Origin of the sequence: Nocardia brasiliensis NBRC 14402 (genome assembly GCF_000308475.2) — a bacterium.
Taxonomy (GTDB): domain Bacteria; phylum Actinomycetota; class Actinomycetes; order Mycobacteriales; family Mycobacteriaceae; genus Nocardia; species Nocardia brasiliensis.
Window position 1 is genome coordinate 1 of record NZ_BAFT02000010.1, and the last position, 20,378, is coordinate 20,378.

Below are 20,378 nucleotides of genomic sequence, written 5' to 3' on the forward strand. Positions count from 1 at the left end.
CGGGCCGCAGCGTCGGACCCTGCGCATTCCCCTGTGTCGCGGCCAGTATTGCTGCCCGGCTGCCGCTGCGGCAGCCCGCCCGCGGCCGGAATCGGCGTGCTGGGCGAGGTGTTCGGCTTGCTGACCGGGATCGGTCCGCTCACCCCGGGATCGACGGTGACCATGACGTTGCCGCCGGGAGTGCGGGTGATCGCCCGCATCTGCATCGACGACGGACCGGCCGGGCGCGTGCGCTCGGGGGCCTGTGGCGACGGGGTGACGGGCTGGGCCGTGATCGGCTTGCCCGCGACGATCAGTCCCACCGGGACGTGCACGGTCACGGTGACGCCGGGATCGCGCGCGGTGTCGAAGGTGGGCCGCAGCCGCACGGTGAGACCGTGCCGCTCGGCCAGCCTGCCGACCACGAAAAGGCCCATGTGCCGGGCGGTGTCGGGACCGGGCTCGGCGGTCTGCTCGAGCCGCCGGTTGATTTCGGCCATCTCGGCGGGCGGCATACCGATACCGCGGTCGGCCACCTCGATGAGCATGCCCTGATCGTGCGCCTGCGCGAAGGTGAACTTCACGTCGGTCTCCGGCGGGGAGGCACGCAGCGCGTTGTCCAGCAGCTCGGCGAACAGGTGCGCCATATCGGAGGCGGCGGGCTCGACCAGCGAACCGCGCGGTGTGGCGCCCAGTTTCACCCGCTCGTAGTCCTCGACCTCGGAGATCGCGGCGCGCAGCACGTCGGCGATCTCGACCGGCGCGGACTTGGCGCGGCGCTGCCTGGTACCGGCGAGGATGAGCAGGTTGTCACCGTTTCGCCGCATACGCGCGGCGAGATGGTCCAGCCGGAACAGGTTTTCCAGCAGGCGCGGGTCCTTCTCGTCGTACTCCATCGCCTCGATCAGGCTGAGCTGATGATCGACGAGCGACTTGGAGCGCCGGGCCAGCGTCTCGAACATGTCGTTGACCTGCGAACGCATCTGCGCCTGGTCGCTCGCCAGGCGCAGCGCCTGGCCGTGGATGTCGTCGACGGCGCGAGCCAGCTGGCCGATCTCCTCGGTGCTGCGCACCGGCATCGGTTCCAGCGGCACCTCTTCCGGGGACGCGCCGTTGCGGAGCTGGGAAACCTCGTGCGGCAGGTCGCTTTCGGCGACCCGCAGCGCGGCGAGCCGCAGCCGGTGCAGCGGCACGATCATCGAGCGCGCCACGAATACCGCGAGCAACAGCGCGGCGAGGATGGTCGCGACCACGACCGCGGTGTAGGTCCAGGCGTCGCGCTGCGCGGTGGACACCAGGGAGTTAATCGCACTGTCGATGTCCTTGGTCGCCCGGCTCACCACGAGTTCGTAGACGGCGAGGCTGTCGGTCAGCGACTTCTTCAAGTCGCCCACCGGAATCTGGCCGGCCTGCGACTGCGGACTGCTCAGCAGCGCGACCCGGGTATCGATACCCGCCCGCAGGTCGGCGATCGAGGTGTCCCCGTCCGGGAACCGGTGCGACAGCACGCTGAGCAGCGAACGCTCGGTGTTGGCGGCGGTGAGGAAGCCCTGCACGCCCGCGGTCGGATTGCGCAGCACCTCGGGGAAGGCGGCGACCTCGCCGACCAGCGTGGCACGGGTGTTGAGCGAGTCGACCAGCCGCAGTTTCGCGGTGTCGACCGCGGTGTCGCTGACCTGGCCGACCGTCGTCTCGACGATCCGCACGCTGTCGTTGCGGACCCGGTCGATCAGACCGATGGCATCCGAGGTCGGCGTGGTGCTGACGTTCTTACCCTGCGCCCGAACCGCTTTGGCCTGGGTGAGCATGCTGTCCAGCGCCGCGCGGGCGCCGGCGACACCGTTGAGCCGGTCGGCCGATTTCTCCGCGTTGGCGATCGCCTTGTCGAGATCGGCGAGGTTCTGATCGGTCACCACGGACACGTTCGGCGCGACCGCGATCATCTGGGAACCGACGGTCGTCGCCGTCTGCGCACTCAGCGCGGTGACCGCGGGGATCGCCCCGACGTTCTCCGCGACCCCGGCAAGCCGGCTCGAATCCGCGAACTCTGATGAAATCCTGGACACGCCGAGCCCTACCGCGACCGCCAGCGGAACGGCCAGGACTGCCGTTACCTTCCAGCGCAGGTCCCAGTTGCCGAGCGCCCAGCGCCTTCTGCCGGACCTAGCGGCGTCACGCATCTCCCACTCACTTTCCAAACTGGCCCCAACCACGCGCCATCAGCGAACCTCCACACGCATACTGGCTCGACAGGCGGAGCTGGCCGAGAACTGCGGCTGGCCGAGAAATTGCGTCTACGACGGCCCAAATAAGTGACATCAGATTCTAACGGATCAATAACTTCTTGGGTGACTCCGAGTCAGGCTGCGCCCCTTGACCTGCCCGTTCCAGGCAAAACCAATGGTCACAACACCATCCCGGGCGTCGCGTGAAGTCTGCCACAATCAACCAGATCTATCGAGGCGGGCATCGAGGCGAGGCTAGGGAGTCACGGGTTTGAACGTGCGGCACGAGTACCGACCGGTCTATCAGACCAGCTTGGTCGATCCCGCCGAGTTCTGGGCTGGTGCGGCTGAAGCGATCGACTGGGACGTACCGCCGACCCAGGTCGTCGACACCACCGCGCGGCCGGTGGCCAGATGGTTCCCCGACGCTCGCCTCAACACCTCCTTCAACGCCCTCGACCGGCATGTGCGGGAAGAGGGGGGCCTCGCGAATCAGCCCGCCTTAATATACGACTCCGCTATGACCGGCACCAGAGGCGTTTTCACCTACGCCGAACTGCTGGAAAAGGTAGCTGAGTTCGCCGGTGCGATGCGCCGAATCGGCGTTGTCGCAGGCGATCGCGTGGTCATCTACCTGCCGATGATCCCGGAAGCCGTGATCGCGATGCTCGCCTGCGCGCGGATCGGCGCGGTGCACTCGGTGGTGTTCGGCGGCTTCGCCGCGCCGGAGCTCGCGGCCCGTATCGACGACGCCGAGCCGGTGTTGATCATCACAGCCTCGGGCGGCTTGGAACCGGGCAAGCAGCTCGAATATCCGCCGATTGTGTTGCAGGCCTTGGACCTCGCCGCCACCACCGCACCGCGCACGGTGATCGTGAAGCAGCGCGAGCAGTTCCGCACCATCCACTTCCCCGCGCCGCAGGCCGCCACGGAATCACTACCGAGTTCCAGCGAGACCGTCGCCGCGCAATGGCTCGATTGGGACGACGCTGTCCGCGGTGCGACACCGGCCGATCCCGTGTCGGTCGCCGCCACCGACCCCCTCTACATCCTCTACACCTCGGGCACCACCGGGAAACCCAAAGGGGTGGTACGGGACAACGGCGGACACGCGGTTGCCCTCGCCTGGTCCATGCGCAACATCTACGACATCGGGCCGGGACAGGTCATGTGGACGGCCTCCGACGTCGGCTGGGTCGTCGGCCATTCCTACATCGTCTACGCGCCGCTGCTGGTCGGCGCGACCACGCTGCTCTACGAGGGCAAGCCGGTCGGCACCCCCGACGCGGGCGCGTACTGGCGCGTGGTGGCCGAGCACAATGTTCGCGTACTGTTCACGGCCCCGACCGCGCTGCGCGCCATCCGCAAGGCCGACCCGGATGCCGCGCTGGCGCACCGCAACGATCTTTCGTCGCTGCGCGCGCTGTTCTGCGCGGGCGAGCGCCTCGATCCCGCCACCTACGCCTGGGCCGAGGAGGTGCTGCTCGCCGGGCGAACGGACTGCCCCGTGGTCGATCACTGGTGGCAGACCGAGACCGGCTGGCCGATCTGCGCGAATCTGCTCGGCCTGCAACAACTTCCGATCAAGGCGGGCTCGGCGTCGGTGCCGGTGCCCGGGTACCGGCTGCGCGTGCTCGACTCCGAGGGCAACCCGGTGGCGGCGAACACCGAGGGCAACATCGTGATCGGGCTGCCGCTGCCGCCCGGCACGCTGACCGGGTTGTGGCACGACGACGAGCGCTACAAGCGCTCCTATCTGTCCGCCTACCCCGGCCACTACCTCACCGGCGACTCCGGCTACTTCGACGACGACGGCTATCTCTACGTGCTCGGCCGCAGCGACGACGTGATCAACATGGCCGGGCACCGGCTCTCGGCGGGCAGCATCGAGGCGGCCATCGCCGGGCACCAGGCCGTCGCCGAATGCGCGGTGATCGGCCTGCCCGACGAACTCAAGGGCCACCGCCCACTGGCCTACGTGGTGCTCAAGTCGGGTGTCGAAGTGGACCCGGCGCAGCTGCGCGACGAACTGATCGAACGGGTCCGCACCCAGATCGGCGCGATCGCGACCCTGCACGACGCCGTCATCGTGACCGCGCTGCCGAAGACCCGCTCCGGCAAGATCCTGCGCAAGACGATCCGGCAGATCACCGCCGGCGAGACCTACGACGTGCCCTCCACCATCGAGGACCCCGCGGTGCTCGACGCACTGGAAGCCCAGATCCGGGCGGCCCGGCCGCTGGACGGCCCGGCGCCCACGCCGGACCAGGCGCCGGTCGCCACGCCCGACGTCGGCTCACCCGCCTGAACCGCACTCGCGAAACGACGCGCTCGCGAAAACTGCGCTCTGCCTTGGTGATCGACCGCTACTCAGAGATTCCTTAAGGAACGTTCAAACGGCGGCCAGTGTGACGGCCTAGCGTCGAGGGCGCTGAAGCAACCCCTCGATGCTCTGGAGACAACACATGAAGCGTTCCGTTGGTCGTCCCGCCGTCGCCGCACTCGCCGCGGGCGGACTGGCCACCGTGGCCCTGTTCCTCAGTCCCGCGATCGCGGCCGCCGATCCGATGACGCTGGCCGGGCCGCTGCTGGAGTCGGACTGTACGTTCGCGCAGGTCGACGCCGCGCTGCACGACAAGGCGCCGCAGCTGGCCTCGATCCTGGATTCGAACCCCGCGCAGAAGGCCGAGTTGCAGCGCAAGTTCGATCAGCCGGTCGAACAGCGCCGGGCAGACCTGCAACGCGCCCTCGCCGAGAACCCGGACGCGGCCGCACAGGCCGAGAACGATCCGCGCGCGGCCGGACTCGCCGAGACCCTCCGCCAGGTCGCCGCGACCTGCCACAACTACCCTGCCTGAAGTCCCGGCGCGGCGGGTTAGCCCAAAATGGACGCTGTGACACCTGCTTCTACACCGACCGTCCTCGTCGTCGATGACGACGAGGACGTGCTCGCGTCGGTCGAGCGCGGGCTGCGGCTGTCCGGGTTCCACGTGCTCGTCGCGCGGGACGGGGCGCAGGCGCTGCGCAGCGTGAACGAGCACGCGCCGGACGCGATCGTGCTCGATATGAACATGCCGGTGCTCGACGGCGCCGGGGTGGTGACCGCGTTGCGGGCCATGGGCAACGAGGTGCCGATCTGCGTGCTCAGCGCCAGAGCCTCGGTAGACGACCGCATCTCTGGGCTGGAGTCCGGTGCGGACGACTACCTGGTCAAGCCGTTCGTGCTCGCCGAACTCGTCGCGCGGATCCGGGCGCTGCTGCGCAGACGCACCGACACACCCCCGCCCGCGACGCCCGGCGCGATCACCGTCGGACCGCTCGAGGTCGATGTGGCCGGATATCGCGCCCTGCTCGACGGACACGAAATCGAGCTCACCAAAAGGGAATTCGAGTTGCTGTCCACGCTGGCCCGCAACGTCGGTGTGGTGCTGAGCCGGGAACGGCTGCTGGAACTGGTGTGGGGCTACGACTTCGCCGCCGACACCAACGTGGTCGACGTGTTCGTCGGCTACCTGCGGCGCAAGCTCGAAGTGGACGGCGCGCCCCGGCTGCTGCACACGATCCGCGGGGTCGGCTTCGTGCTTCGGGCGCCCAAATGACCGACGCGGCGGCGCCGAAAACCCGACGGCTGCGGGCGTTTTCGTTGCGCACCCGGGTGGCGGGCGCGGCCGCGGCGGGGGCGATCGTGATCGTCTCGGTGATCAGTGTGATCAGCATTCGCGCGATCGAGCGCAACAACGTCCAGCAATCCGATCAGCAGCTCGCGATCGCCGCGCGCATCGTGCTGGTCGAACCGGTCATCGCGATCCGCTTCATCAGCCTGCTGCCCGGACTGACCAACGACATCGCGGTCACCGTCCGCGACAGCGGGAGCGTCACGGCGAGCACGCCGACCCAATTACCCGATCTGACACCGGGTTCGCGCACCATCCCGGTCGCGGGGACGCCGTATCGCATCCTGTCGACCAGTGAGAGCCAACCCGCGGACCGGGTGGTGTCGATCGGCATCCCCGCCGCCTCGGCGGCCGAGGCGACCGCGGAGCAGCGGCGCTGGGTGCTGGCGGGCGCGCTGCTCGCCATCGCCGCCGCGGCCGCGCTCGGCTGGCTGCTCGCCGGGCGCGCGGTGCGCCCGATCGTGCGGCTCACCCGTCAGGTCGACGCGCGCAGCGCACTGCCCGACCCGCACAACCCGCAGACACCGGTGGACGGCTCGGGCGTGCGCGAGGCGGAAAAGCTGGCGGACGCGGTGAATACGATGCTCGAGCGGGTCGACGAGGCGCAGTCCGCGACCGCCGCGGCGCTGGAGACCGCACGGGACTTCGCGGCGGTCTCCGCGCACGAGCTGCGCACCCCGCTCACCGCCATGCGCACCGATCTCGAGGTGCTGCGCACCCTGGACCTGGACGAGGCTCAGCGCGCGGAGATCCTCGGCGACCTGCAACGCAGTCAGGGCCGGGTGGAGACCACGCTCGCGGCCTTGGAGCGCCTGGCCACCGGCGACCTCACCCACGACCGCGATCACGTCGCCACCGATGTGGGCGACCTGTGCGACCAGGCCGCCCACGACGCCATGCGGCACTTCCCCGGCCTCACCGTGCGCATCGACAGCGACGCCGAGCTGGTGACCCGGGGGCTGCCCGCCGGGCTGCGCCTCGCGGTGGACAACGCGCTGGCCAACTCGGTCAAACACGGCCGTGCCACCCAGGCCCTGGTCACCGCGCATCGGGCACCGAACGGACATATCGTCATCAGCATCGACGACAACGGGCGCGGAATCCCCGAGCACGAGCGGCAGGCCGTGTTCGACCGGTTCTTCCGCGGCAGCCAGGCCAGCAAGGGCGGTTCCGGCCTCGGTCTCGCCCTCGTCGCGCAGCAGGCCCAATTGCACGGCGGGCGCGCCTATTTCGACGACGGCGCGCTCGGCGGCGTCCGTCTCGTGCTCGACCTGCCCGAACGCACCGCGAACTGAGCGGTCCGCTGTCCTTAGCGAACTCTCATAGAACAGCCATGGGCGCGGACGGATCCGAGTTCTAGGGTCGGGCTGTGATCGGAAAACGCGCCCGCTGGGCTCTTCTCGCCGTTGCTCTCGTCAGCGCTGGCGCGCTCGGCGCCGGTGTCACCGCCTGCGGTGGCTCCGACCGCGGCCCGACCGGGATCGCACTGGTCAACGCCGATACCGGCCCGACGGGCGCGAAGGTGGTGAAAGCGCTCGAGGACGCGGGCGGCTACGAATGGACCGCGGCGAAGGCGGGCGAAGCGAGCACCGACGACTACGCGGCGGTGATCACCCTGCCCGCCGACCTCACCGAATCGATGGGCACCCTGGCCGGTGCGCAGCCGCGCCGGGCCAAGGTCACCGTGGCCACGCACAAGAACGCCGACAGCGAGCTGGTGCACGGCGCGGTGACCGAAGTGACCCACCGGGTCGGCGCGCTCGGGGTCGATGCCGCGCTGGCGGCCGTCGCGCAGGCGCGTTCGCAGATGACCCAGGTGCAGTTCACCACCCAGCTGTTGAAGGCGGGGGTGAACGCCGCGGCCTCCGGCGCCGACCAGTTCAGCTCGGGTGCCGATCAGCTGCTCGGCTTCCTCGACTTCGCCAAAGAGGGTTCCGCACAGCTCACGTCGGCCATCGCGCTGCTGAATTCGACTGTGGACGGCGCCGCGAAACAGGCGAACGAACTAGCCACCGCCCTGGATTCGACCGGCATCACGATCGCGCAGGTGGAGCAGACCGCGAACACGGTGAATTCCGGCCTGGATCAGATCATCCCGCTGCTGCGCGCGCTCCCCTTCGCGAACGATCCGGCGCTGGCCGACATCATCAAGAAACTGGAAGGCCTGCAGAACATTTCGGGCCAGGCGGGCTCCCAGCTGACCGGCCTCGGCTCGCTCGTCGGCGGCGCGGTGGACCCGAACACCGATCTCGGCACCCTGCTTCGCACCGTGGTCGACCGATTGACCAGCGCCAGTGCGCAATTGAACGAGGGCGCGAAGCTGGCCGAGGGCCTGCCCAAGCTGGCCGACGAGGGCGGTGCCCAATTGGTCAGCGCCATCAGCCAACTCACCGGCGGCGTCAGCCAGTTGCAGACCATCGTGAACAACCTGGGCACCCAAACCGATAAGGCCGTCGCCGCCCTCCCCCAGCGCAGCAGCACCCAGCAGTCGGCCCTGGCCCTCGCCCTGACCGACCCGGTCGAGATCGTCCGGCAGTAGAAATGCCGGTGGCCCATACCCCTTGACGGGATATGGGCCACCGGGCGCTACAGGTCAGTTGGCGTCGAGCAGGTCGATCACGAAGACCAGGGTCTTGCCCGCGAGGGGGTGCCCGGCGCCCGCGCCGCCGTAGGCCAGCTCCGGCGGAATGGTGAGCTGCCTGCGGCCGCCGACCTTCATGCCCGGGATGCCGTCCTGCCAGCCCTGGATCAGGCCACGCAGCGGGAACGTGATGGATTCGCCGCGGTTCCAGGAGGAGTCGAATTCCTCGCCGGTGTCGAATTCGACGCCGACGTAGTGCACCTCGACGTTGCCGCCGGGCACGGCTTGCTTGCCTTCACCCTCGATGATGTCCTTGATCACCAGCTCGGAAGGCGCGGGGCCGCCCTGGAACTCGATCTCCGGCTTGGTCATTCGGGTTATCCCCTTCGTCGGTGGATGGTGGGTATTACTCGGTACTACTGACGATTGGTGATCTCGCGGTAATCGCGCGCACCGTAGCCGGTGTAGATCTGCCGCGGACGGCCGATCTTCAGCGGCTCGCTGTGCATTTCGCGCCAGTGCGCGATCCAGCCCGGCAGCCGGCCCATGGCGAACAGCACGGTGAACATCCGGGTGGGGAAGCCCATGGCCTTGTAGATGACGCCGGTGTAGAAGTCGACGTTCGGGTACAGGCGACGCTCGACGAAGTAGTCGTCGGTGAGCGCGGCTTCCTCCAGGGCCTGGGCGATATCGAACAGCTCGTCGTTGCCGAGCTTGTTCAGGATCGCGTCGGCGTGCTTCTTGGCGATCGCGGCGCGCGGGTCGTAATTCCGGTAGACGCGGTGCCCGAAGCCCATCAGCTTCACGCCGTCTTCCTTGTTCTTGACCTTGCGGATGAACTCGCGAACGTCGCCGCCCTCGGCCTTGATGCCGTCGAGCATCTCCAGCACGGCCTGGTTCGCGCCACCGTGCAGCGGGCCCCACAGCGCGTTGATACCGCCGGACACCGAGGTGAACAGGTTGGCGTCGGAGGAACCGACGAGCCGCACGGTCGAGGTGGAGCAGTTCTGCTCGTGGTCGGCGTGCAGGATGAGCAGCATGTCCAGCGCCGCCGCGACCTCGGGGTCGACCTCGTAGGGCTCGGCCGGGAAGCCGAAGGTCATCCGCAGGAAGTTCTCCACCAGGCTCAGCGAGTTGTCCGGGTAGAGGAACGGCTGGCCGACCGACTTCTTGTACGAGTAGGCCGCGATGGTGGGCAGCTTGGCCAGCAGCCGGATGGTGGACAGCTCGACCTGCTCGGGGTCGCGCGGGTCCAGCGAATCCTGGTAGTACGCCGACAGCGCGTTCACCGCGGAGGAGAGCACCGGCATCGGGTGCGCGTTGCGCGGGAAGCCGTCGAAGAAGCGCTTCAGATCCTCGTGCAGCAGGGTGTGCCGGCGGATCCGGTCGGTGAAGTCCTCCAGCTGGGCCTGCGACGGCAGCTCGCCGTAGATCAGCAGGTAGCTCACCTCGATGAAGGTCGAGGACGCGGCGAGCTGGTCGATCGGGTACCCGCGGTAGCGCAGGATGCCCGCCTCACCGTCGATGTAGGTGATCGCCGACTTGGTGGGGGCGGTGTTCATGAACCCCGGGTCGTAGGTGACGTACCCGGTGCTGGCGAGCAGCTTTCCCAGCTCGATCCCGTCGTTGCCCTCGGCGGCCTTGGTGACCGTCATCGGGAATTCCCCGCCGGGATAGGTGAGTACCGGCTTGGCGTCTTCGTCGACGTTGATGATGTTCTCAGCGGGCACGGAAGGATCCCTCTCAGGCTAGAACCGTAGGCATCGTCGCGGTCGGCGCACGATGCACTTGTCTCAACGCTAGACGTTCACCGACCCGGACAACCACGGAGGGTAGTCCTGGGGAGGCTCACAATCACTTCCCGGCCAAGTGAGGTCGGCACAGCACATCGCACCACAGTTGCCAGGAATTCGCAGGGCGCTTCACACCACTGTTTCCGCATGTGCGCGGCCCACCCGGTATCGGACGAATGCCGGGAACGCCACCGCCGCGATCACCACGCCGACCACGACCAGTCCGCCGCCGCCCGCGGCCGCCACAGCAGTACCCAGACTCGCGGCCGCGAAACCGTGGGCAACATCACCGATGCGGGGCCCACCTGCGACAACCACGATGAACACGCCCTGCAGCCGGCCGCGCATCTCGTCGGTGGCCACCTGCTGCAGCATGGTGACCCGCAACGCCGCCGAGACCATGTCGACCGCGCCGCCGAACGCCGAGCAGAGCAGCGCGATCCACAGGCCGGCCCTCAGGCTCAGGCCGTGTCCGGTGAAACCGACGGCGAGGCCGAAGCCGACCATGGCCAGGCCCCACAGGGCGATACAGATGAGCACGGCGAGTCCCTGCCGCCGGATCCGCGGAATCCACCCCGAGAACACCCCGCCCAGCACCGCACCCGCCGACATGGACGCGAACAGCAGCCCGAGCGCGACGCCGCCGGTGGTCGGATCGCCGAAGGTCTCGTGCGCGATCTGCGGGAACAGCGCGCGCGGCATGCCGAACACCATCGCGATCACGTCGACGGCGAACGACGCGAGCAGCACCCGCTGCGTCGCCAGATATCCGAAACCGTCCAGCACCGTGCGGAACCCGGCCCTACGGACCGACCCGGTCGGCGGCAGCGCGGGCAGTCGCCAGACCGCCCACAGCGTGGCCAGCAGGAAGACGGCGTCGATCAGATAGAGCATGGACAGCCCGATGACCGGGATCAACGCGCCCGCGAGCACCGGTCCGGCGATCGCGCCGAACTGCATCACCGTCATGCTGAGCGAATTCGCCGCCGCCAGTTGGTCTTCGGGCAGCAGGCGGGGAATGGTCGCGCTGCGCGTCGGCTGGTTCACCGCGAAGAACGCCTGCTGCACCGCGAACAGACCGAGCACCACCCAGACGTTGTCCAGCCCCGCCGCGGCCTGTACCCAGAAGGCCAGCGCGGTGAGCCCGGTGCCGGTGTTGGTGATGAGCATCAGCTTGCGCCGGTCCATCACGTCGGCCAGCGCGCCGCCCCACAGGCCGAACACGATCAGCGGTACCAGGCCGAACAGCCCGGCCAGACCGACGTATCCGGAGCTGCCGGTGATCTGGAAGATCTGCTGCGGCACCGCGACGACGGTCAGCTGGGCGCCGATCATGGTGACGATGCCCGAGGTCCACAGCCGCCGGAAGTCGCTGTGGCGCAGGGGCGCGGTGTCGGCGAGCAGCTTCACCGGGCGCACTGTAGCGAGTCGAACCCGGTTGTCACGACTGGATATTGATCACCCGTGCGACGGGAATAAATCACGGCTGTAGTCGGTCGACCGTCATCGTCGCGTCACGAATGAGCACCCGGATGCGGTTGTGCAACCTGCCGCGGCGCCCCTGCCAGAACTCCACCTCGTCGGGACGCAGCAGGAACCCGCCCCAGTGCGGTGGCACCGGAATGTCGTCGACGTCGGCGAACCGCTCGACCGTCTCGGCCATGAGCCGATCCAGCTCGGCGCGCGAGCCGATGGTCCGGGACTGGTGCGAAGCCCACGCGCCGAGCTGTGAGTCGCGCGGGCGGGAACGCCAGTACACGCCGGTGGTCTCGGCGCCGACCCGTTCGATCGCGCCGCGCACGTGCACCTGCCTGCCGAGCGCGGGCCAGACGAAGGTGGCCGCGGCGAACGGGACGGCGGCGAGCTGGCTGCCCTTGGCCGAGTCGTAATTGGTGTAAAAAGTCACACCTTCAGGTGAGAGTCCCTTGCAGAGGACCGTCCGGGCGACGGGCCGCGGCGTACCGCTCGCCAGAGACACGGTGGCGAGCACCATGGCGTTGGGCTCCGCGACACCGACCGCGGTCGCTTGCTCGATCCAGTGGCGTAACAACGGTTCCCAGCCGCCGGCCAGCCAGGTTTCGTCCAGATCGACGTCTTCGCCACTGCCGAACGAAGCACCGCCGTAGTCGACTCGCATCGCCGCGAGATCGGGGGTCGGCAGGAATCCGGCCGCTTCCTGTCCGTCAGATGAATTGTCCAGGTCACGCATGGGGCAGACGTTACTCCGCAGTAGCAAGGAGCTAAGGTTTTAGTGATCGGCATGTACTCGGCGAGCCTTGCTACCCCTCTTCGACGAGCATCATGCGGCCCGAAGTGCAAGGAGAAGTCACAACATGACCACCACCCCCGCGGTGCCTACTGGGCAGACCGCCGTACCCAGTGATTTCGTCAGCGGCCTGGAGGGCGTGGTGGCTTTCACCACCGATATCGCCGAACCCGACAAGGACGGTGGTGCGCTGCGCTACCGCGGGGTCGATATCGAAGACCTGGTCGAGGGCCGGGTGACCTTCGGTGACGTGTGGGCCCTGCTGGTCGACGGCGAATTCGGTCGCGGTCTGCCGCCCGCCGAGCCCTTCCCGCTGCCCGTGCACACCGGTGACGTGCGCGTCGACGTGCAGGCGGGCCTGGCGATGCTCGCGCCGATCTGGGGTTACCAGCCGCTGCTCGACATCGACGACGAGACCGCGCGGGACAACCTGGCCCGCGCCTCGGTGATGGCGCTGTCCTACGTCGCGCAGTCCGCGCGCGGCATCTACCAGCCCGCGGTGCCGCAGAAGCAGATCGACGAGTGCACCACGGTCACCGAACGCTTCATGACCCGCTGGAAGGGCGACCCGGACCCGAAGCACACCGAGGCGATCGACGCCTACTGGGTGTCCGCGGCCGAACACGGCATGAACGCCTCCACCTTCACCGCCCGCGTCATCGCCTCCACCGGCGCCGACGTCGCGGCCTCGCTGTCCGGCGCGATCGGCGCCATGTCCGGCCCGCTGCACGGCGGCGCGCCCGCGCGGGTGCTGCCGATGATCGAGGGCGTCGAAAAGTCCGGCGACGCAAGGGCTCTGGTCAAGGGCATCCTGGATCGCAAGGAAAAGCTGATGGGCTTCGGGCACCGGGTCTACCGGGCCGAGGACCCGCGGGCCCGCGTGCTGCGCGCCACCGCGAAGCGGCTCGGCGCCCCGCGCTACGAGGTGGCCGCCGCGCTGGAGCAGGCCGCGCTGGCCGAACTGCGCGAGCGTCGCCCGGATCGCGCCATCGAGACCAACGTGGAGTTCTGGGCCGCGGTGATCCTGGACTTCGCCGAGGTGCCCGCGCACATGATGCCCGCCATGTTCACCTGTGGCCGCACCGCCGGGTGGTGTGCGCACATCCTCGAGCAGAAGCAGCTCGGCAAGCTGGTCCGGCCCGCCGCCATCTACACCGGCCCCGGACCGCGTCGCCCCGAGGACGTCGCGGGCTGGAGCTCGGTCCGGCACGCGTAGTCCCGCGGCCGTCGCACGCGCACGGCATGGTGATCGAACCAACACGACACGAGCCGAATGCCCTACACCAGTAGGGCGTTCGGCTCGAGTAGCATCCCCGTGACGTCGAGAGAGAGCTGACGGATGGTGGAAGAGGGAATGTCGCGGCGGCGGATGCTCGGCCTGGGCACCGCGATGGCCGCCGGTTTCGTCGCCACCGGATGCTTTACCGCCCAGCGGGATACGACCGCGACCCCGAATTCCACCGAGACCGAGGCAGCCCCGCCGAGCGACCGGGTCGTCGTCTCGAAAGCCGCTCCCCCGCCGCCGGACAACTCCCCCGCCGCGGTCGCCGCCCGCTATGCCGGTGTCCAGCCGCAGCAGTGGGGTGTGGAGATGGCAGGCATCACAAGCACTTTCGCCGCCGCGGGCAAACAGATGGCGTTGACCTTCGACGCCTGCGGTGGACCGGGCAACAACGACATCGATCAGTCGCTGATCGATTTCCTGGTCGCCCAGCGGATTCCGGCCACGCTGTTCCTGAACAAGCGCTGGATCGACGCCAATCAGGGGCGGGCCGCCCAGTTGGCCGCGAACCCCCTGTTCGAACTGGCCAATCACGGTGTGGCGCACAAGCCGCTGTCGGTGACCGGCCGGGCGGCCTACGGCATCGCAGGCACCGGCTCCGCGCAGGAAGCGGCCGACGAGGTCTGGGCCAATCACGAGCGACTGGCCGGCCTGCTCGGCCGCCCGCCGCGTTTCTTCCGCGCCGGCACCGCGCACTACGACGACGTCGCCGTGCGGATCGTGCGGGAAATCGGGGAGATCCCCCTCGGTTTCAGCATCAACGCCGACTACGGCGCCACCGCCTCCGCCAAGCACGTCGAGACCGCGATGAACGCCGCGGCGCCGGGGGCGATCTCGCTCGCGCACATGCACCGGCCACAGTCGGGCACCGGCGCGGGCATGATCGCGGCGCTGCCCACCATCCGCGCGATGGGCTTCACCTTCGTCCACCTCCCCTGACCGGCACAGTCAGTCCTCGCCGAGCGAGGCGGCCCAGTCGACGGCGACGGACTCGCCGTGGTCGACGGTGAAGAAGGCGACCTCGAGCTGCTCGCCGAGATCGACCAGACCGATCGCGGCCAGCGGCACCGGCTGCACCAGCCGGACCAGCCAGGGCGTCGGCTCGTCCCAGGCGCGCACCTCCAGATCCAGCCGCAGCACCGGATCGTCGCGCCCGGAGTAGTCCGCCGCCACCGGGGTCGCCGCCAGCACGGTCGCGTCGGCGCGGCGCCCGTCGGCGAGGATCTTGGCGATGCCGGCCCGCCCGGTCTCCGCGAAATCCGGTACGTAGAGCACCAATCGGTCCCGGTCGCCCGGATCTATGCGGCAGCACACCACATCTCCGGGCTGCATCCATTCGAGATCGGCCGCGGACACCCGCTGGCGCACCCTGGTCTCGTACGGTGCCGTGCCGTCCACCAGCACCCGGACCCAGAACACGTGCCCCGGTTCGCGCCGCGAGGCAGTGCCCGAATCCGGCTCGCCCGCCTTCGAACTCGGCCGCACGCCCAAAATCGTTGCCGAGCCGAGTGCTCCGTGCATCAGCAACTCGCGCCGCGCCGCGTCCGAGATCGCCCCCACCCGTAGCCCGAAGGTGCGTGACCGGCGACCGCGCAGTCGCCACCCCGAGCTCGCCGACGCCATGTTCATGGGCGCAAAGGTTAGCTGGAGTGTGCCCGGCGACACAGCAATACCACCGCAACTCGAGCACGCCGCCAGGAAATCCGGCAACCGCGCGGGCCCGGCCGGGCCCAGCCCGGTCCGTGGCTTCGAGCACAGCAGCCCACCCGCACTGACAGAGCTGGTCCGACACGCTTTACCCTGTTCGGCATGACCACTGCGTTCCCGACGATTCCCGACGACCTCAAGCCCGCCGACGGACGGTTCGGTTGCGGCCCCTCCAAGGTGCGACCGGAGCAGTTGCAGTCTCTGGTGAGTGTCGGCGCCTCGGTGTTCGGAACGAGCCACCGGCAGAAGCCGGTGAAAGATGTGGTCGCGCGGGTCCGTTCGGGGCTGCGCGAACTGTTCACGCTGCCCGACGGCTACGAGGTGGTGCTCGGCAACGGCGGCACCACGGCCTTCTGGGATGCGGCCGCGTTCGGCCTGATCCGGGAGCGCTCGCTGCACCTCACCAACGGTGAGTTCAGCTCGAAGTTCGCCTCGGTCGCCAAGGGCAACCCGTTCATCGGCGATCCCATCGTGGTCTCGTCCGAGCCGGGCAGCGCCCCCGAACCGGTGTCGGACCCGTCGGCCGACCTGATCGGCTGGGCGCACAACGAAACCTCCACCGGTGTCGCCATTCCGGTGCAGCGCCCGGCCGGCTCGGAGCACGCGCTGATCGCCATCGACGCGACCTCGGGCGCGGGCGGCCTGCCGGTGAACCTCGCCGACGCCGACGTCTACTACTTCGCACCGCAGAAGTGCTTCGCCGCCGACGGCGGCCTCTGGGTCGCGCTGATGAGCCCCGCGGCGCTGGCCCGGGTCGAGGAGATCAAGGCCTCGGGTCGCTGGACGCCGGAGTTCCTCTCGCTGCCCGTCGCGATCGACAACAGCACCAAGGACCAGACCTACAACACCCCGGCCTTGGCCACGCTGCTGCTGTTCGCCGACCAGATCGAATGGATCAACGGCAACGGCGGCCTGGACTGGGCGGTCAAGCGGACGCTGGATTCCTCGTCGCGGCTGTACAACTGGGCCGAGTCGAGCGAATTCGCCACGCCGTACGTCACCGACCCGGCGCATCGTTCGCAGGTCGTCGGCACCATCGACTTCGCCGATTCGGTCGACGCGGCCGCGGTGGCGAAGGTGCTGCGGGCCAACGGAATCGTCGACACCGAGCCCTACCGCAAGCTGGGCCGCAACCAGCTGCGCGTCGGCATGTTCCCGGCGATCGACCCCGAGGACATCAGCCAGCTCACCCGTAGCATCGACTGGGTCGTGCAGAATCTGGGCTGACACACCGGAATCGACGCGCTCCCCGCACGTGACACGCCACACATGACACGCCGTGGAGCGCGAAGCTTCAACTCGAACAGAGCAGATTAGCGGGGTGCGGAGGTCTCCGCGGAGATTTCCGCCCCGCGTGTCCTGCCCCACGGATCCCAGAAGTGCACTACTGTTTCGGAAAGTGGGCGGTGTCGCGAGTCGACGCGGTAAGGAGGTAACGGTGCGTGAACTTCGAGTGATCGGGGTGACGCCCGACTCCACGCACATCGTGTGTATCGACACCGAGTCCGGCGCGAAGTACCGGCTGCCCGCCGACGACAAGCTACGAGCCGCAGCACGCGGAGACCTTGCCCGATTCGGCCAGATAGAGATCGAAATGGAAGCAACTATGCGTCCTCGCGATATCCAGGCTCGAATCCGCGCCGGCGCCTCCGTCGAACAGGTCACCGCCGAGTCCGGCATGCCGGCCAGCCGCGTCGAGCGGTTCGCCTACCCGGTGCTGCTGGAACGCGCCCGCGCCGCCGAACTCGCCCAGAAGGCGCACCCCGTCCGGCCCGACGGGCCCGCCGTGGAAACCCTCATCGACGTCGTCACCGCGGCCTTCACCGAGCGCGGGCACAACATCGAAGGCGCCGAATGGGACGCCTGGAAGGACGAGAAGGGCTTCTGGGTCGCCCAATTGCAGTGGCAGAACGGGCGTTCCGAAATCGCCGCGCACTGGCGCTACCAGCCGGACGCGCACGGCGGCTCGGTCTCCCCGCTCGACGACCCGGCCTCGGACCTGATTGATCCCGACTTCGGCCGCGCGCTACGCGGTCTCGCGACCATCCTGCCCGCCGAGGCCGAGACCCCCGAACCACAGCCCGAGCCGGTCGCCGAACCGCGCCCGGCCCCGGCGGCGCCGCCCACCCGCCCCGCCGCCCGCCAGCAGGGCCAGCCCACGCTGGACGAATACTTCGAGCAGCGGGCCGTCGCGGCCGGCGGCAGCAGCACGCCCGCCATCACGGCGGGCGCCACCGCGACTCCTGCCGCGACCACCACCACGCCCGCCGCCGCGAGCCCCGCGCCGAGCGCGCCCGCGCCGAGCCCCGCCGCGTCGACCGCGGAAAGCACCACGGACACCGCCCCGCCCGCACCCGCCGCGCCGAAGGCACCGGCGGCGAAGGCACCGGCCGCCGAGGAAGCACCGGCCAAGCCCGCCAAGGCCCCGGCCAAGACGGCCCGCACCAAGCGCGGCAAGGCGCCCATGCCGTCCTGGGAGGACGTGCTGCTCGGCGTGCGCAGCTCAGGTCACTGACGCGCACGCCAGTCTCTCTCGTATTCAAGGCTCGCCGAGAACGGCTGGCGCGTTTCGTTCGGGAGCTGCCGCACGATGTTTCGCACTCCGCGCGCGTGTCGCTCAGCTGACACGCGCGCGACGACGGGATGTGCGCGGCTATCGCTCCGACGCACTCGAGTTCAGTTCGTAGGTCGCGCGTCCGGCCGAAATCGGTTTGCTGAAGCCGGAGCTGGTTTGCTGAGCCCCGCGTAGCAACATATTTCGCGGCGCGCGGGCGTGTTCCGGGACCGAAGGACGGTCCGGAACCGCGCACGCCAGGTAGATTTTCAGTGTGGGATCGACGGCGTGCCAGGCATCGGACGAGACACCGACGCGGTGAATTGTCCGACACCCCAGTGCGTTGCTCGAAGTTCGCGGAGCTGATTCGTGCAACCATCGGGAGGTGCCGGAAATGCTATCGAAAGCTTCGTCGCTCTGGTACGTCGACGCATCCGACCCGTTGACGGTACTGCGCGCCAATCACGACCCGGATCCCGATGCCGCATTGGCGCTTGCCAAACAGTTGCACAGCGATCGCGACGTCCTGCCGATCATGGTCGGCACGCTGGCCGGATGCGCGGGCCCGGACCTCGACGAGGTCTACATCGGCTGCTACCCCGGCGTCACCGTGGTGTGCTCGGCGCAGGCCGCCCGCATCCACCCGACCGAGTTGCCGGAACTGCTGGTGCGGCCGCTGGCCTCGGAGCACACCTACTTGGTGTCGTTCGACACCGCGCACGGGTGGGGCGCGTTCGCGCATTGGGAGCGTGGCGAATTCCGCCGGGCGTTCAGCTCGAGCCGGGTCAACATCCTGGAGGACGAGGGACTCCCCCTGGTGTGGGAACGCCCGTACTGGGCGGGTGAGCACCCGGTGCGCTGGCAAGCCGGTGAACTCCCCGACCCGCAGACCCTGCCCTTCGATCCGCCCGACTTCGCCGACGCCGCGAACAACGAATGGCTCGGCTTCCACTACCGCGCACCGGGCCCTGCGGGCGCACTGGTGCCCGGCGATGTGGCGGTGTGCGGATTCACGCTCTACCCGAAAGGGCAGGCGCCCGACCCGGCCACCCTGGTCCCGCCCGAGGAAGAACCGGAGAGCGTCCGCCCTCGGCGCGGCCTGTTCGGCTGGCTCCGCGGCTCCGACCGCGTGTCCTGATCAGCTCGCGAGGCCACCGAGCAGCAGCACCAACCAGCCGAGCCCCACCCCGGCGACACCGCCGAGCACCACCCATCTGGTCACCGGAGCCTCGCGCAACCGCCAAGCGGTCGGCGCGGCGCCGCCGGCCGCGACCACGTTCACCGCGACCGCGAGCAGGGGATGCACCTCGGCGAGCGCCCGCCCGAACGAATACACCGCGATCGCGCTCAGCAGCGCGACCATGATCGTGACGGTCAACCCGGCGCCCCACGGCGCCGGGCTCTGGGTGGGCGGATAGGTCATGTGCGTACCCGCTCGTAGAAGGCCATGGCCGCGGCGGTCGCGACATTGAGCGAATCGGTGCCCGGCGACATGGGAATTCGCGCGCGCACATCGGTGGCCCGCATCGCTTCCTCGGTCAGCCCCGGTCCCTCGGCGCCGAGCAACAGTGCCACACGCTCCCCTGTCATCGCGGCGGCCAGCGTCATCGCCTTCGCGTCGGGGGTGAGGGCGATGATCTGGAAACCTTTGCGCCGCAGTATATCCAGACCATCCGGCCAATCCGGCACGGAAGCGAACGGCACCCGCAGCACATGCCCCATGGAGACCCGCACCGCGCGCCGGTACAGCGGGTCGGCGCACCGATCGCCGAACAGGATCGCCTCCGCGCCGAGCCCCGCGGCGTTGCGGAACATCGCGCCGAGGTTCTCGTGGTCGTTGACGCCCTCCAGCACCGCCACCGTGCGCGCGTGCGCGGTGACCTCGTCCAGACTCAGCGGCGCCGGCCGGGGCGCGACCGCCAGCACACCGCGGTTGAGATGGAACCCGACCACCTCCGCCATCACCTCGGCCGAGGTCCGGTAGTACGGCACCGCGACATCGGCCAGATCCCCGGCGAGCTCCACGCGGCGCTTGTCCACCCCGAACAACGCCGTCGGGGTGAACCGCGAAGCCAGCATCCGCTGGACCACCACCACCCCTTCGGCGATCACCAGTCCACGCCGCCCGGGCAGATCGGGCCGGCGGTCGGCGGAGTTGAGGTCGCGGAAGTCATCCACCCGCGGGTCGGCGGGGTCATCGATATCGATCACTTCGGCCACGGCTACATCCTGCCCGTCCGGGCTACCGCGTGGCGCGACCGGTGTCCGATCCCCGCTACCGGGTGCGCCGGAAGCGGAGCCGTCCGTCGCTCGCGAT

Annotated in this window: 18 protein-coding genes; 10 read left to right on the plus strand and 8 right to left on the minus strand. The window is 69.2% G+C overall.

From position 1 onward, the window contains the following. Positions 1-2,159: sensor histidine kinase (locus TY25_RS01655; protein ID WP_042253630.1), on the minus strand; the 2,159-nt coding region annotated here is incomplete at its 3' end. 316 nt (positions 2,160-2,475) lie between these two features. Between TY25_RS01655 and TY25_RS01660 the strand changes: the two genes are divergently transcribed. From TY25_RS01660 to TY25_RS01680, 5 genes are all read left to right on the plus strand, one after another. Next, positions 2,476-4,512 (plus strand): AMP-binding protein, encoded by a 2,037-nt coding sequence (locus tag TY25_RS01660; protein ID WP_042253555.1) that lies wholly within the window; start codon positions 2,476-2,478, stop codon positions 4,510-4,512. Positions 4,513-4,669: 157 nt separating this feature from the next. Further along, positions 4,670-5,062, plus strand: coding sequence for a hemophore-related protein (locus TY25_RS01665; protein WP_042253556.1), 393 nt, complete (start codon positions 4,670-4,672; stop codon positions 5,060-5,062). Positions 5,063-5,089: 27 nt separating this feature from the next. Then, a complete protein-coding gene (locus TY25_RS01670; RefSeq protein ID WP_014981569.1) occupies positions 5,090-5,803 on the plus strand; it encodes a response regulator transcription factor in 714 nt (237 codons plus the stop codon). Next, complete coding sequence (locus TY25_RS01675; protein ID WP_081868617.1) at positions 5,800-7,173, plus strand: sensor histidine kinase; 1,374 nt, start codon at positions 5,800-5,802, stop codon at positions 7,171-7,173. The genes TY25_RS01670 and TY25_RS01675 overlap by 4 nt, the downstream gene beginning before the upstream one ends. Before the next feature lie 74 nt (positions 7,174-7,247). Further along, positions 7,248-8,417 (plus strand): YhgE/Pip domain-containing protein, encoded by a 1,170-nt coding sequence (locus TY25_RS01680; protein ID WP_042253560.1) that lies wholly within the window; start codon positions 7,248-7,250, stop codon positions 8,415-8,417. A gap of 54 nt (positions 8,418-8,471) precedes the next feature. On the opposite strand, the gene TY25_RS01685 is transcribed toward TY25_RS01680, so the two are convergent. From TY25_RS01685 to pdxH, 4 genes are all read right to left on the minus strand, one after another. Continuing rightward, entirely contained in the window at positions 8,472-8,831 is a 360-nt protein-coding gene (locus TY25_RS01685) for an FKBP-type peptidyl-prolyl cis-trans isomerase (RefSeq protein WP_029899899.1), read from the minus strand. A gap of 44 nt (positions 8,832-8,875) precedes the next feature. Next, positions 8,876-10,189, minus strand: coding sequence for a citrate synthase (locus TY25_RS01690; RefSeq protein ID WP_081868618.1), 1,314 nt, complete (start codon positions 10,187-10,189; stop codon positions 8,876-8,878). A gap of 192 nt (positions 10,190-10,381) precedes the next feature. Then, positions 10,382-11,662, minus strand: a complete 1,281-nt coding sequence (locus TY25_RS01695; protein ID WP_042253635.1) for an MFS transporter — start codon at positions 11,660-11,662, stop codon at positions 10,382-10,384. Positions 11,663-11,732: 70 nt separating this feature from the next. Further along, on the minus strand, positions 11,733-12,461 hold the full coding sequence (gene pdxH / locus TY25_RS01700) for a pyridoxamine 5'-phosphate oxidase (RefSeq protein ID WP_042253562.1): 729 nt from the start codon (positions 12,459-12,461) through the stop codon (positions 11,733-11,735). A gap of 124 nt (positions 12,462-12,585) precedes the next feature. Between pdxH and TY25_RS01705 the strand changes: the two genes are divergently transcribed. Next, on the plus strand, positions 12,586-13,734 hold the full coding sequence (locus TY25_RS01705) for a citrate synthase 2 (RefSeq protein ID WP_014981562.1): 1,149 nt from the start codon (positions 12,586-12,588) through the stop codon (positions 13,732-13,734). A gap of 123 nt (positions 13,735-13,857) precedes the next feature. Further along, positions 13,858-14,739, plus strand: a complete 882-nt coding sequence (locus TY25_RS01710) for a polysaccharide deacetylase family protein (protein WP_226887072.1) — start codon at positions 13,858-13,860, stop codon at positions 14,737-14,739. A 9-nt stretch (positions 14,740-14,748) separates the two neighbouring features. On the opposite strand, the gene TY25_RS01715 is transcribed toward TY25_RS01710, so the two are convergent. Beyond that, positions 14,749-15,429: a hypothetical protein gene (locus TY25_RS01715; RefSeq protein WP_042253563.1), complete on the minus strand. Its 681-nt coding sequence runs from the start codon at positions 15,427-15,429 to the stop codon at positions 14,749-14,751. Between the two features lie 180 nt (positions 15,430-15,609). On the opposite strand from TY25_RS01715, the gene serC reads away from it, so the two are divergent. The 3 genes from serC (at position 15,610) to TY25_RS01730 (ending at position 19,199) form a co-directional block, all read left to right on the plus strand. Continuing rightward, entirely contained in the window at positions 15,610-16,734 is a 1,125-nt protein-coding gene (gene serC / locus TY25_RS01720; RefSeq protein WP_042253564.1) for a phosphoserine transaminase, read from the plus strand. Positions 16,735-16,945: 211 nt separating this feature from the next. Next, positions 16,946-18,022 carry a septation protein SepH gene (sepH, locus tag TY25_RS01725; protein WP_042253566.1) on the plus strand — a complete coding sequence of 359 codons (1,077 nt, stop codon included), beginning with the start codon at positions 16,946-16,948 and terminating at the stop codon, positions 18,020-18,022. A 433-nt stretch (positions 18,023-18,455) separates the two neighbouring features. Further along, entirely contained in the window at positions 18,456-19,199 is a 744-nt protein-coding gene (locus TY25_RS01730; RefSeq protein WP_042253638.1) for a DUF6928 family protein, read from the plus strand. Here the strand turns inward: TY25_RS01730 and TY25_RS01735 are convergent, their stop codons facing one another. Together TY25_RS01735 and TY25_RS01740 are read right to left on the minus strand one after the other, a co-directional pair. After that, positions 19,200-19,484, minus strand: a complete 285-nt coding sequence (locus tag TY25_RS01735) for a DUF2537 domain-containing protein (protein WP_029899889.1) — start codon at positions 19,482-19,484, stop codon at positions 19,200-19,202. It abuts the gene before it with no gap. Beyond that, entirely contained in the window at positions 19,481-20,281 is an 801-nt protein-coding gene (locus TY25_RS01740) for a TrmH family RNA methyltransferase (RefSeq protein ID WP_042253568.1), read from the minus strand. The genes TY25_RS01735 and TY25_RS01740 overlap by 4 nt, the downstream gene beginning before the upstream one ends. Positions 20,282-20,378: the final 97 nt, after the last annotated feature.